The following is a 15,648-nucleotide window of genomic DNA, read 5'->3' as shown; positions in this document are numbered from 1 at the left end:
AGCCGTGACACAGTTCTGTTTACACTACCCAATCCGTATATATATGTTAAGTAGATTGTTCTGTTTTATATATTTATTATGTAGCATTTCTTTTGCTTGTAATGCTCAAGATTATTATATCACATATAATTCAAAATACGATTATCCTCATGAAATATGTCTTAACAAAGATACTCTTATACTCAATATTATGGGCATGGGATTATTTCCTAAGCACAATTCTAAATTCTTGATTACTCATATAAATGATTCATTGTTGAAAATAAATGTCACTAACACGATTAAGGCAAACGAAGGGGTGCGGATACAAGATTCTATAGTTAGCTCTTTTTGCAATGCTTACATAAAAATAATCTCAGAAAATGAACTTTTATTATCAACCAACAATCGTATATATGTAAAAAAAAGTGCCTTTGAGAAAATAGTAGGAAATAACAATAAACTTGTAATTTATAATGATTCTATAATAAAAGGCATTGAGTTTATTGATTCAATATTGCATACAAAGCATCACAAAATTATGATTTATGATGGAGAAACATCTTACCGTAAGTATGGCATTGGAGGAATTAATGGTAGTATTGTTATTTCATCTGAATAAGATAAAAATGTATCACTTATAATTTTCTTGACAAATTAGAGTTGCCCTATTTTTCAACAAATAATAAAAAAGTACACACCCAAGCATATATTTATAGGTCCTGCACCGACTAAAAGGTATTGAGTATGTTAAAAGAAATAATATATTGGACATCTTATTTTTTCGAAAAGAATAATCGTTTTAAAAAAGGTGGTTGGCATTGGTCTGATTCTATAATGTTTGTTTCCTTATGTAAGCTTCCAAAATTGGCGTATTGACTAGCATGTCTCTTTCGCATACCTTCGTGCTAAACTTAAAACTCGAAAGATTATGTTTAGCGAAAAAGATTTTGAAAGACTGTGGTTCCTCTACAAAACCGAGGGTGAGCCCAATGGGGTTTCCATCAACTCGTTCTGCATTGGCAACAATATTCCATACACGGCATTCTATGACTGGTTCAAGAAGACACAGAAAAAGGTTGTACCTGTAGAAGTTGAAGGAATTCCGGAAGAGCTGATTCGGACAGGCAATGAAGAACGGCAGGAGGTTGCTAAAGACAAGCTCAAACGTACAACTCCCCATAAAGGAAGCATTATGGTGACGATAAGAACTCGTGAGGGCTTGTGCATACAGAAGAAAGGCTTAGACTATCAGGGGCTGAAAACACTGGTAGAGAAACTGGAGGGCTTATGCTGAGCATCAACGGTCTTCACAACTTCTACTACCTTCCTGAGCTTCACGATATGAGATGCAAGGCTCAGCGTATATGCGAGATAATCCGAGGTCGATACCACCGTGATCCATTGAATGGTGATGTTTACATGTTCATGTCTAAAGACCAGCGCAAGGTTCGTATGATACACTATGAGCGCAATGCCTACTACCTTCATGAGAAGTCTTTCATTAAGGGCTATAAGTTCATGAAAATAGAGCGCAAGAACGATGTGACAGTATATAAAATAGACTGGAAAGACCTGGTCACGATACTTGAAACTCCAGTAATAACGAGTATAAGAATTTAAAGATAAAACTCTGACAATCAGCGATAAAAATTCTCTAAATATTTGTATATCTCATTGAAGATGAGTATCTTTACATAAAATATTAGAGAACATGGAACTGGAAGAGCTCATAGAAAATACACTCAGACGCAAGCATCTTGAAGAGATGATGAACAGACCCGAAAAGGAGCATACACCCCTTGAAGGTATGGATAATGAGCAGATAAAGAGGTTCGCCCTGTTCCTGTTTGAGGAGAATCAGAGCAAGAGCAAGCAGCTTGACGAAATGATAGCACGGCTTGATGAAATAGGAAAAGACCTGAAGGAGTCCAATAAGAAAATAGACTCCCTTACAAATGCCCTGCTTAAGGCAAACAGCAAGGCTGACAAGGTTGTCCTTGAATACAAGCTCCGCGATAAGGAGTATAAAAAACTTGAGAAAAAGTATAATGCCCTTTTAGAACGTCTTTCCATTATGAATACCCAGACCTATGCCTCTTCCAAAAGTCTCAAAGGTATTGACCGTAAAAGGGTCGTAAAAGGGAAGCATGATGACAAGGATGATTTTGACGGTACTCCTACTGCTCCACCAAGCGAGGTCCCACAGCCGGACTCTTCCGCATCATGCGACACGCAGGATACTCCGAAGGCTTCCCTTTCCAAGGAAAGACCATACAGGAAAGGAATGACATACAATAAGACTTGTGTAGGTACACCGATTATACACAGGTCTGATTATACAATGCTTCCTGAGGATTCTGTTGTAATATCGTCAAGCTACCGTAAAATAAGAAGCATTGTGAGCCATATTGAGGAACATCACTTTGAGGTACTTAAGGTGAAGCATGCCGACGGCAGGATTGAAAGCATGTTCCTTCCTATGAAGGATGACGTCCGGGCAAGCCTTTATGACGAGATAGTACCGGGTACAAGCATTACGGCAAACATGCTCTCGTATTTGATGTTTAACCGCTTCCAGATGTCAACACCGGCATACAGGGAGGCGAAGAACCGTCTGTCGGATATGGACTGGAACACCTCTGTGCAGAACCTGCTGAACTGGGCCGACAAAGGTGCCATGCAGCTCAATAAGCTGATACCTGCCCTCAAGAAGATTGCCCTTCAGGACGGTGCCAACGTGAATGTGGACGAGACATGGCTCCGCTATCACGCATACAATAAGAAACGAAAGACCTATATGTGGTGTCTGGTAAACAGAAAAGCGCGTATAGTCATCTTCTTCTACGAGGATACAACGGATGATGAAGGTGTACAGAAACATGGAGGCAGGAACAGAAATGTGTTGAAGGAGTTCCTTGGTGATGCAAAAATCAAATCACTGCAGAGTGACGGTTATAACGTATATATGTATCTTGACAACGAACTTATGGATATAGATCATCTCTGCTGTCTGGCTCATGCAAGGGCAAAGTTCAAGTATGCCTTCGACCAGGGAAGCCCGCAGGCAAGAATCTTCCTTGAGCAGATAGCAAAGCTATACGGCATGGAAGATACTTATCGCCGGGAAAAACTTACTGCAGACGAGATTTACCGCAGAAGGAACAGTAAGGAAACAACTGAGGTCATCGAGAAGATAAGGACAGAACTTTATGATCTGCTTGCAAATCCGGATGAGAACCGAAGCGAACTTATGAGCAAGGCTCTTAACTATCTGAAGAACTTCTGGAATCAGATCTTTGCCTACAGAAATGATGGAGAATACTCCATAGACAATATGGCAGCAGAAAGAGCGATAAGACCAATCACTGTCCAAAGAAAAAACAGCCTGTTCTTCGGAAGCGTGAAAGGAATACAGAACTCCGCAATCTATAATACCTTTATAGAAACCTGCAAACAGGCAGGAGTCTCCTTCAGGGATTACTTCTGCAAGCTGCTCAGAGAATTAAAAAAGGGAAGAACGGATTACGAAAACCTTCTTCCCATGACAATATGCAAATAATAATCGTTAAATTTGTGGATTCTTTTTTAGACGGGTGCCGACTGGAGCCCGTCCAAAAGGGGATACCCTAAAATTGGAAGTTTACATGCCTATTTCTTAATATATTATCTATTATATATATAGTAGAATACTATACTCATTTTAAAATTCTAAAGTATATACCTATAACTACGAAGTGGGAATTGATCTCTTGGGTATGGGCGATATTAATTCTGCTCCCATTTATTATATACATATATGTCAGGTATTATAAACCTCCTAAATTCTCAAACCTTAAATTGATTTATGAGTCCAAGTCAAACACTCGTTTAATTCTTGGACGTTTATTCTATGTTTGTTATTGTTTGATAACATGGATTGGTTTTTTTATAATTGTAGGTTGTTTTAAGCATTAATCTCTTCCGTCCTGCCGGGATCCGGTTGACCTTTTAGCTTTATAGTCTGGCATCTGCCTTTTTTATCCTCCTTTCCCCTTTTATCGTCTCCCTTTATATTGTCTTTTCAATCCTTTTATATCCTTACAGTCAGCCCTGCCTTCCGGCTTGTTGTTCCGCGAAAGTAGCGGGTAACAGTTGTACCTTGCAAATCCTCACGGTCTGCGGTGGCCGACGGAAATATTCCTTCTCCGGGAGAAGCGTATTTCTGTCACCAGATTTGTCCCGTTGCCGTTATCACTTTCGTGGTGCGGAAAAATAAACCCGGCGAACGGACGTTTTTGCCTGTAAGACCGGCACACGGCAAATGGCATACAGGTCTGCTATATGCAGTGCGCCCGTCTTTTGGGCCAAGCAAGGACGCAGGCCTACTTGCCGCAGGCGACACAAGAAAGCCTGCCGTTTGTCCTTGCCGGAACGTCTGTCGTCCATACTTTTCTAACCGTCTGCGCCGTCCCCCTTATCTCCTTATACAGCTTCGCCCCACACCTTCAGCGGAGCGTCACAAGGCTTGTCCGCAAGAGACATTCACTCGCCCTATGGCAGCGGAGCTGCTATGAGGCGACTGAGTGACTCTTTATGCGGAGGTCCGAACATGTAAAGACCAAACGACTCGGTCCCAAATCTGTCAAGGCTTCGCTTTGACAGATTTGGGACTGAGCCGTCCGGTCACTTCATCGGGAAGTTTGGACCGGCAAGCCGCAGACGCTCCACTGCCCGCCCGTTCCTCTTATATTGTCTTGCCCTGTTTTATCATTTGCCAACATTTATACGAGAAAGCGTTCTCTGTCGTCACCCGGCTCTGTGGAAGTCATATTTTCCGCAAAGTAAACCGCCCGTTACCTGATGCCAAACCGCCATTGATGTTGGAGCAGAAAATCTTCCTCTGACATGTCAGAGCGTATTTCATGCCCCAGGTTTGTCTCAGCGGTAATCTTCGAGCGGCAGTGCCGGCTGAAAATATCCCTCCACAGGCTGAACGGCCTTCAAGAAGAGGGAAACATAAAAATCAGCATTATGGCAAAGACGATAGACATTGAACTTCAAAAGCAGTTGGACAAGCCGCAGACATGGTTCTGCAAGTATTTTCCTGTACGCATACGGAACGTAGGCGAGCGCGAGAAGGCAGACCGCCAATTAGTGTTTGACTTCAAGGACGGACGGGCATACGAAGAAGTAGCCCGACGCACGGCAGCCGCCATGACCGAACGCTATGGGGCATCATGTGCCGACATTGTGTTCTCTCCCGTACCGGCATCCACCCGAGAAAAGAATGAGGTACGTTACAAAGCGTTTTGTCAAAGAGTGTGCGAGCTGGCCGGAGCTATCAACGGATATGAGCATGTCTCAGTGAGCGGAGAGCGGTTGAGCATCCACGAGAACCGCAAGGCAGAAAAGGAAATCCGGAAGGTGAACATCGTTGAATTTGACTCGGCTTTCTTCAATGGGAAGTCGGTGGTGGTCTTCGATGATGTAATTTCCAAAGGATTAAGTTATGCCACCTACGCCCATCAGCTTGAAAGCCTCGGTGCGAATGTGCTCGGCGGATTATTCCTTGCAAGAACCCATTACAAAGTGAACTGATATGATAGAATCCAAGAATGACAAGGCAGTGTCCGTGTGCTTCAGCGGACACCGCAACATTCCGTTACTTTACCGCAAACGGCTGAAGCAGTTGTTGATAAAAGAGATAACCAAGGCATATGCAGATGGCTACCGACTTTTCTACCATGGGGCGGCACTGGGGTTTGACCAGTTGGCAGCAGAAGCCGCCATTTCGTTGAAAGCAGAGTTGCCGGACTTGCAGGTCATTGCGGTTGTGCCGTATCGGGGACAGGCCGAACGGTGGAGCGATGCGATGAAAGCCGAGTATGAAGCCGTACTAAGCAGTTCGGATGAAGTAATCATCCTCAGTGAACATTACTTTCAGGGCTGTTTTCTCAGGCGCAACGACTACATGGTATGCCACTGCTCGCGCCTTATCTCCTGGTATGACGGGAAACCCAAAGGCGGTACGTTCTACACTTGTCGCAAAGCCACGGCTGGCGGACTTCAAGTCTCCAATCTCTACAGCCATTCAAGCGGATGACAGACAAACGGTCTGCAGTCCGATCCGTTCGGTTGGTCTGGCCATAGGGTAAGAGCGGCTATGCTGTTCTATATGCGTACCGGCCAGCCGGCACGCTCTCCTTTTTACCACCGGGTTCTCCGTTTCCCGGGTTTACGCTTCCGTTTTCTATGAAATCAAGACCAGCATTATTACTGCAACAAAACACACGGAAAGGAATCCTCTACAGGGAGTAGAATGATAATGGTCGGTTATTGGGATAACGCCCCTCCAATCAGGCTGGTGAGATATTCCCACCATACCGACATCCTGACTATGAACATCGGCGGCATAGAGAACGTCTTACCATAGAAAATGGCGGCCGCTACCTTGCCGCCGTGCCTTTCTATTTCCTCCTTGTAGTCGGCCACACTCTGCCCAGTCGTCAGCACATCGTCTATGATAATGATTTCTTTTCCCTTTATATCACCGGTAATCTCGTAATTCCGTTCAAGGACACGGCCTTCTCCGCTGTTGGCTTCATGCAGGCTCTCCCGGGCATCGCAAATCACGGTATCGTACAGTCCTGATGTCAGATCCGGCCTGTGCTTGCCCATATACCAGTCCAGTCGTTTGAACCGCTGTCCGTACTTTATCCAGTTGCTGCATGGCATGAACATGATATGATAAGGCTTGCCGTCCGCCTGTATGGCGGTCATACATGCCTTGAAGAACTCGATGCCGTGTATTTCTCCCTGCTTGAACCGGTAGATGGAACGGCAGAATGTCCGTTGTGCTTCGTTGAGAAAATCATTGTACCGGGACGGATAGTAATAGCCGTAAAATGCAATCCGGATTCCACGGAACTTGAACGGCTTGAGCGGCCGCCTGTCATCAAACCGTTCAGGATACATACAGCAGAACATACGGCAGGCGTCTCTATGTCCGGCCATCACCGCCATACGGCAATAGCGTTCCCTTTCGTCTTCCCGGCTGGCGTTCCGTGCGGCTGCATACGCCGCTTCCCCGGCTTTCCGCCGCCAGAAGGCGATGATATGCAGCAGTCCTATAATCAGACAGAACAGGATCAAAAACAGCAGCTTCGGTTCCATTAAGGTTTAGGCAATGGACAAACGTATTTCACATTCAGTCTTTCCAGATGCTCTCGGTCTTCCAATCGTCCGGAAATCCCATAGCCCGGACATCAATAGAAGGATAACGGCTTAAAAGTGCCTTGAACCTCGAAACAAACGTATGGTTGGGATTGATTGTGTTCAGCAGGTATATAATCATGCTCAATATAAAATAGACCTGCGGTGTCCCGTTAGCTGGCAATTTGATGAAAGTATTTCGTGGAGAGCGTGGCATCAATGGACGGATGCTTAAAGTTTTATTCCACAAGCGGCTGTGGTGAGCGCAGATATTACGCACATACACGACACTATGCAGCCACGATGCGAAAACCTTATCCGCCAGCCCGAAATATGCAGCTATGGAACGCTTGATTTTTCCAGGCAACAGATTTTCGTACAATATGGAAAGTGTTCCGAATGAGGTTATTTCCATTGTTATCCAGCTTGGCGGGAAATGGTTGGAATATTTCGACTTGAACGCTTTGATGAACTCTTCATCGCTGCGGCTGTATTCTTCGTTAATCTTTGACAGCAACTTTGCATGGCGGACAGGGCTTGAGAAAAGCGAGGAATCTTCAAACCAATACGCATCATGCTGTGAAGAAAGGATATATGCTGTCTGTGTACGGACTGCAATCTCTATCTTTTCAATCTCTGCGATAATCAGTTTGCGGAGCTCACTGTCAAACTTATAGATGTTATAGGCCGTTTCAAATGTACTGCCCGGTTTGAAAATATGCTGTCGTTTGTCCGCCAGTAGAGGATACCAATAGCCGCTCAAACGATAATAACTGATATTCTGCAATAGGTGCAGGGCTTTGGGTTCATTCCCGAAAACCATTCCTCTTTGTTTGAGCAGATTTATCTGATCTGTAAAGGATATGAGATGCTTGGGATAAGGTATCTTATTTGTTGCCATGGGTATATAAAATAAAAAGCTTACCCTGAGCGCGCTGTTCTTACGGGAAGCGGGGTAAGCATGTTGCTGCAAATATAATACATTTTTTCTGTCCGGCAAAACATTCATCAGCTTTTCTCTTCCCTTTCTATGCTTTTCACATGTCCATCCCTTATATCTCATTCACAGAGCTGTTTTATCCTATGTCCCATTATTCAGCCGTGCGACCTCGGTAGAGTTATTTTGCTGCGAAAATACCCGTCCGTCACAATCCTGACAATGCCGGCAGACCGCCGCAGGGGTGAGCCGGAAAAATCTTCCTCTCCGTTGACAGCGGTGAGCGTATTTTTCCGCTCAGCCTTATCCGGTTGTTCCTTGCCGACCTTCGGAGCAGAAAAATAATCCCGACGGTCGCGACAGTCCGAACAGAGGGAAAAGTAAGACAGCAGACAATGTTGAACACTTGAAAATTGAAATGATGAAAGAAGAAATCAGACAGGACGGCAGGACAATACTGTCAAGCAAAGACGGATTCAGCATCCGTAAGTTTTTCAATAATCTGAGCGAAAAGAGCTTTTCCGGAAAGGAGTACCGGGACTATGTCAGAAACAGCTTTTGGCGAAATGGGAGTCAGGACGGGCACACTCCCTGAACTCAGAACTGCACTCAGGGACAAAAGTCAAATTTCGTGAGGATAACTTATAAACGGGAGCCCGAAGCGGCTCCAAATAAAATAAAAGAATGAACAACTAAAAAAATACTGGTATGGACACAACAACAGCAACAATGCATCCGGCAGAAGAATATCTCCGTAACGAACAGAATCCACCGGTCTTGTATGTAAAAATTTACGGGGAACGCAGGAAATTATTTATCAACCGTGGCAGGGAGAACATCGTCGGTATTATTGCGAAAGGCAAACGCAAACATGGCTACATCTTTTCAGACTGGAGCCACATCGAAAAAATCCATTATCCGCCACAGGAAAAGGAAGACGAAAAGGATGTGGACAGGAAAATGATTCTCAAATATCAGAAGCTCGCACGCCTTGCCACGCATACCAACGACTGGCTCCGCAAGATTACAGCAGCAGACCTTGAGAAGACCCTGTACGAAAACCGCATCACCACAGGAACGGCTATTGACGGAAAGTGCATCCGACTCTCCACGATTGAGAAGTATTGCGGAAGCTGGAGCATGCAGCGGTTCCGCCAGGCCATGAAGAATAAGGAGAAATTCTCAACGCTTCGTTTCGACTTTTGCGGTTATGACGGTACGCTTTGGTGCGAACCGCGTGAAAACGGCGACATGGCTGCCGGATTCAGCAAGGAGTACCGGAATTGTGGCAGCGGCTATTACTATCTGCTTATCAATGACGATTTCATGATTGGTTGCGATATTGACTGATAATCTACAGACAGACCTTACCGGGGCCTGGTAGGGTCTGTTCCGGCTTCGGTCTGCCGACGCAAAGTCCCTTTTTATCGACGGCATTGCCATGCACCGTTCCTTTTTACCTCAGATTTCCCTTTTCTATCCATTCCCTCTTGTAGCAGCTCTTCCGTTCTCCGCCGTGCGACCTCGGGGAATTGGATTTTTCAGCAAAGGTAACCGCCGGTTTCCATTCCTGCCAATGCCGGCATTCTGCCCGTGTGGTCTCGGAAAAATCTTCCTCTTCGGCTGTCGAGCGTATTTTTCCTTACCGGCCATGGCGGATGTCCACCGCCACCTTTCAAGGCCGAAAAATAATCCCTGCGGCCGCAAATGGGCCGAAAGAAGGGAATAAAAACAAAGTCAGTTTAGGTAATGGCAGGATTAACCACCTTGCCGTAAAACAATTTCAGTTATGTTATACGTTCATACTATCGGTCGTATCGGCAAAGATTGCCAGGTTGTCACAGGAACACACGGTTCATTCATCGCATTTGATATTGCCGTGGACGATTACGCACACGGAAACAGCATTACCACATGGGTAAGGGTTCGAAGTAAGAAAGAAAACCATATCCGGCTGTCAGAATATCTCACCAAGGGACGGCTGCTGCTGGTTGAAGGGACACTCTCCACTTCACTTTGGAAAGACAAGGAAGACAACCCGCAAATCCAGATTTCCATTTCGGCAGATGTCTTGAAGTTCATCAGTGCCGGCAAGCGTGAAGGCACGGCATCAGAAACCGCAAGTCCGGCTGTAGCTGCAGATGAAGTCCCGACACCTCCCGATTCTCCGCAGGACAGTCATGAAGATTTGCCGTTCTGATAGAAAGAATATCAGATTGACAATCAAATAATACTAAATGTAGTATTTACTAAACGTAGTAAAATAGGATATTAGAAAATAGTCGTTTACTAAAATTAGTAGATACTACATTACTACTATCGTTCATTCACCAGGGATTCATACAGTTCGAACATTTTTTCTCTATCATTGCAGAATCCGTCGGGGATAATTTGAAAATTTCTGCTGTCTATCCGGGCATTGACTTGTGGAGCGGTTATGACTTTTCCTTTGTAAAGAAAACCTATCTGTTTGCCGATTGCTCTTTCAGCCGCGTTAGCCCATGCTTTAGCCTTGCCGGACTTTATTTTGCCGGCAATTATGTACGTCATGACGTTTGCACTGTTCAAGGCAGAGTCTATTCGCAGGACTTCAAAGTCAACCGTGGTAACAATGGGTGATGAATCAAAAGTCAGCGTCTTGCCGTCTGTTATATGATACCATCCGTTTTTAATTTGTTTCTCGGAACAGCTTGCAAACAGCACAGACAATAGAGTTGCTGCCCACACAGGAAGCAGCTTGACTTTAGTCAGAAACGAAATTTCACTTTTTACTTTCATAAGTTTTAAAAATTAGATGTAGTTATATGGATGTAATCAGAATAATAGTATAAATGACCGAAACGATGCCGATGGCTAGGAAAATGACAGACCATTTCAGAAAATTCCATGAAAAGGATTTTATTCCATGGATAACGCAAATGAGCGAACATAAGGTGATGCCGACAGGAATGGCAAAGAATCCGATTGTCAGAATCAAGACCAGCATGATGACAGCAACGGTGCTCAAAACGATATTCTGTCTTGAAATTTCCTTCATATGATTTATTGTTTGAGATGATGTATACGCAGTGCTTCAAATGCCCAGTTCCTTCAGAACTTCTTCGTTGGCAGTAGCAAAAAGTCCCTTGCAGCGTTTCTTTTCGGCTTTGGCCTTCTCCAGCAGTCTCATTTCTTCATTAAGGTCAAACAGAGTACAATGGTATTGTTTGTCACGATCATTATACTTGTTCTGCCATTTCATTATTTCGTAGACAAAGGCCACATGTTTTTTGTGGTATTCATCCAACTGTTGCTTATACTCCTTTATATGCTCTTTCAGCTTAACTATGTCGGCTTCGGCTTTTTGCAGGGCCTCCGGATCCGGCAGGTGCGCCTGCCTTTGCTTTTGTTAACGCAGAAATTCACTCATCAGATCACAGAGCTGTATCAGCTGTGCGCGTTCCTCTTCCACATCCGAAGAGCCGGCAAGAGTCGGTTCACACGTTTCATTATAAATGTCAATGTCGTTCTTTTCCAGAAATCGCCAGGTGGTCGCCGCCTAGTTTTCAACAGGCTGTCCGGCTTCGAGGCAGTAAGCTTTTATCTTTTCAAGTACATCTTCCGGTACGGGGATTTTGCTCGTTTCCATATGCGTTATCTTTTACACTTCAGTTGGATAACACAAAAATAAAGAAAAATAGGAATTCGATTCTAACAGATTGATTGATTTTTCGTTAAATCATCTTAGAAAGCAGAGAACCGGAAATAATTCTCGGACATGCCGGCTATGTTTTATGCTTTGGTCTGTTGGTCTGTACACCTGCACCGGGCAGGCATACAGACCGGTGTATTTCCCGTTTTTACACCCTTATTTCTTCTTGTTGTTTTTCAACAAGGTCTTGATGGTGGTAATCAGCTCTTCTCCGCGCAGGTTCAACGCTTCAATTTTCCCTTCGGGATTGATCAGTACGGTGTAAGGTACGACAGTCAGGTTATATCTGCGTGCTACCGGACCATACCAGACCTGGAAGTCGCACGCCTGCGGCCAGGTCATCTTCAGGTCTTTCACCGCCTTCTTCCAAGGCTCCGGCTTCTGGTCCAGCGAGATACCGATGATTTCTAAGTTCTTGCCCTTGCATTCCTTGTAGAGCTTTACCACATTCGGCATTTCGTTGCGGCACGGTCCACACCACGATGCCCAGAAGTCGAGCAGGATGTATTTACCGATAAAGTTCTTCAGTTCGATGTCCTCGCCGTCCATGCCTTTGATGGAGAACTCCGGTGCCTCTATACCTACCCTAAATTCCTTGTTGGCGATGATTTCGTCCAGTTCCTTAGTGTACGGATGGTCGTTCATCTTTTCGTTCAGCTGTCCGCGCAGTTCCTTCAGTTCGTTCAATGACAGTTCGTTCGTCATCTCAAACAGCATGATGAACGGGGCGAAAGCTTGGTCGTTGTAGAATCTCACCATGTTTTTCTCCATATTCAGTTTCTTGGTGTTCTGTTCCTAGGTGCGGAATTTGAACAGGCTGTCCTCCACGGCCAAATTACCGCGTCCGTAGCGCATATAGTGAGTGTTGGAAGCCAGCAGCATGCTGTCTATCCAGTTGTCTGCAACTGGTGAAGCCTCCACAGGTTGTTGTTGATGGTTCCTTTGGTCGACGAACCCAAGAAATAATCGGCACGCATGGTCATGTTGATCTGACCCCCTTCCAGAAAGATAGGCGCCAGCTGCTCGTCATGACTCTGGATGAAATAGATGACCGATTGTTCAGGTACGGAATCTCCCTTGAATTGGAAACGTCCGTCTATCACCTCGCAACTGTCCACTTTTGTCTGTGGCCCGTGCATGCCATCTTCCTTTACCAGATATACCTTGCCGGTATATTTCCCGGTTATCAGGCCGTTGATTTCATAACCTTTCATCGGTTGTTCCTTTTCCTGGGTGTTTTCAGTTTGCCCGAACAGGAATCCGGACATGAGCAAGCCTACGCTCTGTGTAATCCATTTTTTCATGTTACTCGTTTTTTTGACGTTAATGATTCTATGATTGATTGTTATGTTTGGCAATCAGACTGGATAATCAGCATGACAAAGCATCTGTCTTCTTTTTCCTATTTGTTGATACCTGACTCGCCTTTCCATACCGCATCATTGTTAATACGCACCAGTATGCAAAAGGTGGGGGTGGCTTCTGGAATAACTACCTTATTTTTTCCAGCAGCTCATCTTGTCCGACGATTTTTCAGACTGAAAAAACGTTCTATCTGGCAACTGATGACTTCTGTACACCTGTCAGATAAGAATTGTTGAAGAGTTATCTCATACCATTTACTATACATAGTAGCTACTACATTTAGTAGATGAGTAAAATAGTATATTAGTATCGTAGTATATACTAACCTACTATATTACTAAAGTGATATTTTATAGTAAAATAGTATGCACTAAATTTAGTATTTACTAAATAAAGTACTATCTTTGTATATGATTTAAAGACAATGCTTTATGGTAAAAATTATAGTGATATTGAACCACAAGGGCGGGGTTGGAAAGACAACCACCACCATCAATCTTGCTGCCGCTTTAGGGCAGAAGAAAAAGCGTGTACTGGCTATTGATATGGACGGTCAGGCTAACTTGACAGAGTCGTGCGGACTTTCCATCGAGGAGGAACAGACGGTGTACGGAGCGATGAAAGGCGAATATCCTTTGCCGCTTGTAGAGCTGGAGAACGGGCTTGCCGTGGTGCCGTCCTGCCTGGACCTGTCGGCGGCAGAGTCCGAACTGATCAATGAGCCGGGACGGGAACTGATTCTGAAAGGACTGATTGCCAAATTGCTCGAAAGCCGGAAATTCGACTACATCCTGATTGACTGTCCGCCTTCCTTGGGGCTGTTGACGCTCAATGCACTGACGGCTGCGGATTATCTGATCATTCCGGTGCAGGCACAGTTTTTGGCTATGCGCGGAATGGCCAAGATTACCAGTGTGATTGAAATTGTCAAGGAACGGTTGAATCCCAACCTGAAGATAGGCGGCATTCTCATCACCCAGTATGACAAACGCAAGACGCTCAACAAGAGCGTGGCTGAAATCATCAACGATTCTTTCTGCGACAAGGTATTCGGAACCGTCATCCGGGACAATGTGGCACTGGCCGAAGCACCGATTAAGGGAGAAAATATCTTCGAGTACAACAAGAACTGCAACGGAGCCAAGGACTACATGGAGCTGGCTAAAGAAGTATTGAAACTAAAATAAACAGATATGGGCAAAAGCGATTTATTGAAAGACGGCATGAAGACCGGACTGGACGGATTGCTGTCATCCACGAAGAAATCTCCGCAAAAGGAGAAGCCGGTACCGGTTAAGAAGGAAAAGGAGCCGGCAGTACATTGTAATTTCGTCATTGACAAGAGTATTCACACACGCATGAAATACCTCGCTATCGAGAAAAACATGTCGTTGAGAGACATTGTGAACGAGGCGATGAAGGAGTATCTGGCAAAGCATGGAAAGTGAGGGTTTTTCCTCACTTTCTCCTGCTTCCGTATTTTCGTATGTCCGGACTGAACAGCCCGGCATTGTTACATGTCTGCCATGGACAGCCCCTTGTATGAGAGGGCATACCCCTTGAACTCTCCGGTAGCGCGTAAAAATGCAGCTGCCTTCGTCTCCAGCACTTCCAAGTCGATGTTCTCGGCCTTGCGCTTCACTTCAAAGAAGGTGGCGGTTTCCTCCAGTTCGTTTTCCGTCACGATGTCAATCTCGTTTTCACCCTTGCGGTCCCACCAGCTTCCGATGCGGGTAAAGGCCTGCTTTTCTATCAGCACACGCTTGAAATAGCGTTCAAGCATCAAGCCGCTGAAGGTCTCATAGTCCCGGTTCACGATCGTTTTCACGCTTCCATAGTTCTCTATCTCCAGCATGTAGCTGTATTTGTAGATGAAGCGGAACCAGAATGTGAAGAAGTTGTCCTCTATCGTATAGCGGACGTTCTTGGTAGAACTCTTTTCGAAGAGGGGCTGCTTCTTGGCGATGACCTCGTATTCATTTTCCAGTTTGGTCAGGTAGCCGCCGATTTCCTTGCCGATGACGTTCTCGATTTCTGAACGGGATGTCTTTCCCCGAGCAATGGCAGACAGGATCGAGAAATAGATGCCGTAATCCTTACCGAACTCTTCTATCAGGATGGCTTTTCCTTCCCCCAGGAAGATGGAATCGGCTTTTATGATGTGGTCGAGCATGGCTGCCTTGGTAGTAGCTCCTGCATCCACCAGCAGTTGTACATACTTGGCCACGCCTCCCGTGAAAGCGTACAGAGCCAGCAAGTCTTCCGGTGTATAGGCGGGATTATATTCCGACAGGATTTCCTTCAGGACGCTGGGTGTAAACGGCCGGACGGTCATGAAGCGCGACTGACGGTTATACAGCGGCTCTTTCTTGTCCTTGAATATCTTGGTCATCATAGAGTATATCGAACCGCAGACTATCAGGTTTATACGGGACTTCTGACTATAGAGGTCCCAGATGCGCTGCATATCGCTGAACACCGA

18 protein-coding genes and 1 pseudogene are annotated in these 15,648 nt (G+C 45.1%); 11 read left to right on the top strand and 8 right to left on the bottom strand.

Annotated features, from left to right (window positions below; genetic code table 11):
• The 6 genes from HMPREF0673_RS08945 to HMPREF0673_RS08920 all read left to right on the top strand — a co-directional run.
• A partial coding sequence (locus HMPREF0673_RS08945; protein WP_216589905.1) for a hypothetical protein occupies positions 1–601 on the top strand: 601 nt, incomplete at its 5' end.
• A gap of 309 nt (positions 602–910) precedes the next feature.
• A complete protein-coding gene (locus HMPREF0673_RS08940; RefSeq protein ID WP_007901163.1) occupies positions 911–1,276 on the top strand; it encodes a hypothetical protein in 366 nt (121 codons plus the stop codon).
• Entirely contained in the window at positions 1,270–1,602 is a 333-nt protein-coding gene (gene tnpB, locus HMPREF0673_RS08935; protein ID WP_007901161.1) for an IS66 family insertion sequence element accessory protein TnpB, read from the top strand. The genes HMPREF0673_RS08940 and tnpB overlap by 7 nt, the downstream gene beginning before the upstream one ends.
• Before the next feature lie 91 nt (positions 1,603–1,693).
• Positions 1,694–3,541 carry an IS66 family transposase gene (tnpC, locus tag HMPREF0673_RS08930; RefSeq protein WP_007901159.1) on the top strand — a complete coding sequence of 616 codons (1,848 nt, stop codon included), beginning with the start codon at positions 1,694–1,696 and terminating at the stop codon, positions 3,539–3,541.
• 1,451 nt (positions 3,542–4,992) lie between these two features.
• On the top strand, positions 4,993–5,559 hold the full coding sequence (locus tag HMPREF0673_RS08925) for a ribonucleotide-diphosphate reductase subunit alpha (RefSeq protein WP_040596709.1): 567 nt from the start codon (positions 4,993–4,995) through the stop codon (positions 5,557–5,559).
• A 1-nt stretch (position 5,560) separates the two neighbouring features.
• Positions 5,561–6,064 (top strand): SLOG family protein, encoded by a 504-nt coding sequence (locus HMPREF0673_RS08920; RefSeq protein ID WP_007901155.1) that lies wholly within the window; start codon positions 5,561–5,563, stop codon positions 6,062–6,064.
• Positions 6,065–6,294: 230 nt separating this feature from the next.
• Here HMPREF0673_RS08920 and HMPREF0673_RS08915 read toward each other — a convergent pair whose 3' ends face one another.
• A complete protein-coding gene (locus HMPREF0673_RS08915; RefSeq protein ID WP_007901153.1) occupies positions 6,295–7,134 on the bottom strand; it encodes a phosphoribosyltransferase family protein in 840 nt (279 codons plus the stop codon).
• Positions 7,135–7,168: 34 nt separating this feature from the next.
• A complete protein-coding gene (locus tag HMPREF0673_RS08910) occupies positions 7,169–8,236 on the bottom strand; it encodes an Abi family protein (RefSeq protein WP_007901151.1) in 1,068 nt (355 codons plus the stop codon).
• 295 nt (positions 8,237–8,531) lie between these two features.
• Between HMPREF0673_RS08910 and HMPREF0673_RS14915 the strand changes: the two are divergent.
• The 3 genes and pseudogenes from HMPREF0673_RS14915 to HMPREF0673_RS08895 all read left to right on the top strand — a co-directional run bounded on the left by HMPREF0673_RS14915 (position 8,532) and on the right by HMPREF0673_RS08895 (position 10,310).
• Positions 8,532–8,745: pseudogene (locus tag HMPREF0673_RS14915) on the top strand (DUF7688 family protein).
• A 73-nt stretch (positions 8,746–8,818) separates the two neighbouring features.
• Positions 8,819–9,460: a hypothetical protein gene (locus HMPREF0673_RS08900; protein ID WP_007901143.1), complete on the top strand. Its 642-nt coding sequence runs from the start codon at positions 8,819–8,821 to the stop codon at positions 9,458–9,460.
• 439 nt (positions 9,461–9,899) lie between these two features.
• Positions 9,900–10,310, top strand: a complete 411-nt coding sequence (locus tag HMPREF0673_RS08895) for a single-stranded DNA-binding protein (RefSeq protein ID WP_007901141.1) — start codon at positions 9,900–9,902, stop codon at positions 10,308–10,310.
• 116 nt (positions 10,311–10,426) lie between these two features.
• On the opposite strand, the gene HMPREF0673_RS08890 is transcribed toward HMPREF0673_RS08895, so the two are convergent.
• The 5 genes from HMPREF0673_RS08890 to HMPREF0673_RS08865 form a co-directional block, all read right to left on the bottom strand.
• The gene (locus HMPREF0673_RS08890; protein ID WP_007901140.1) at positions 10,427–10,888 is read right to left on the bottom strand and encodes a SecDF P1 head subdomain-containing protein; all 462 of its coding nucleotides are present in this window, start codon (positions 10,886–10,888) and stop codon (positions 10,427–10,429) included.
• A gap of 22 nt (positions 10,889–10,910) precedes the next feature.
• Entirely contained in the window at positions 10,911–11,147 is a 237-nt protein-coding gene (locus HMPREF0673_RS14745; RefSeq protein ID WP_149919053.1) for a hypothetical protein, read from the bottom strand.
• A 36-nt stretch (positions 11,148–11,183) separates the two neighbouring features.
• A complete protein-coding gene (locus tag HMPREF0673_RS08880; RefSeq protein WP_157591676.1) occupies positions 11,184–11,351 on the bottom strand; it encodes a hypothetical protein in 168 nt (55 codons plus the stop codon).
• Positions 11,352–11,957: 606 nt separating this feature from the next.
• Positions 11,958–12,572 carry a TlpA family protein disulfide reductase gene (locus tag HMPREF0673_RS08870; protein WP_007901136.1) on the bottom strand — a complete coding sequence of 205 codons (615 nt, stop codon included), beginning with the start codon at positions 12,570–12,572 and terminating at the stop codon, positions 11,958–11,960.
• Between the two features lie 116 nt (positions 12,573–12,688).
• Complete coding sequence (locus HMPREF0673_RS08865) at positions 12,689–13,105, bottom strand: DUF4369 domain-containing protein (protein ID WP_007901134.1); 417 nt, start codon at positions 13,103–13,105, stop codon at positions 12,689–12,691.
• Between the two features lie 492 nt (positions 13,106–13,597).
• On the opposite strand from HMPREF0673_RS08865, the gene HMPREF0673_RS08860 reads away from it, so the two are divergent.
• Entirely contained in the window at positions 13,598–14,353 is a 756-nt protein-coding gene (locus HMPREF0673_RS08860; protein ID WP_007901133.1) for a ParA family protein, read from the top strand.
• A 6-nt stretch (positions 14,354–14,359) separates the two neighbouring features.
• A complete protein-coding gene (locus HMPREF0673_RS08855) occupies positions 14,360–14,614 on the top strand; it encodes a hypothetical protein (RefSeq protein WP_007901127.1) in 255 nt (84 codons plus the stop codon).
• A 65-nt stretch (positions 14,615–14,679) separates the two neighbouring features.
• Here HMPREF0673_RS08855 and HMPREF0673_RS08850 read toward each other — a convergent pair.
• On the bottom strand, positions 14,680–15,648 hold a 969-nt coding region (locus HMPREF0673_RS08850), incomplete at its 5' end, for an ATP-binding protein (RefSeq protein WP_007901126.1).

The sequence above is a fragment of the Leyella stercorea DSM 18206 genome, from assembly GCF_000235885.1.
Taxonomy (GTDB): Bacteria; Bacteroidota; Bacteroidia; order Bacteroidales; family Bacteroidaceae; genus Prevotella; species Prevotella stercorea.
The sequence above is the reverse complement of the archived record's forward strand: the minus strand, read 5'-3'. Positions and strand labels throughout refer to the sequence as shown.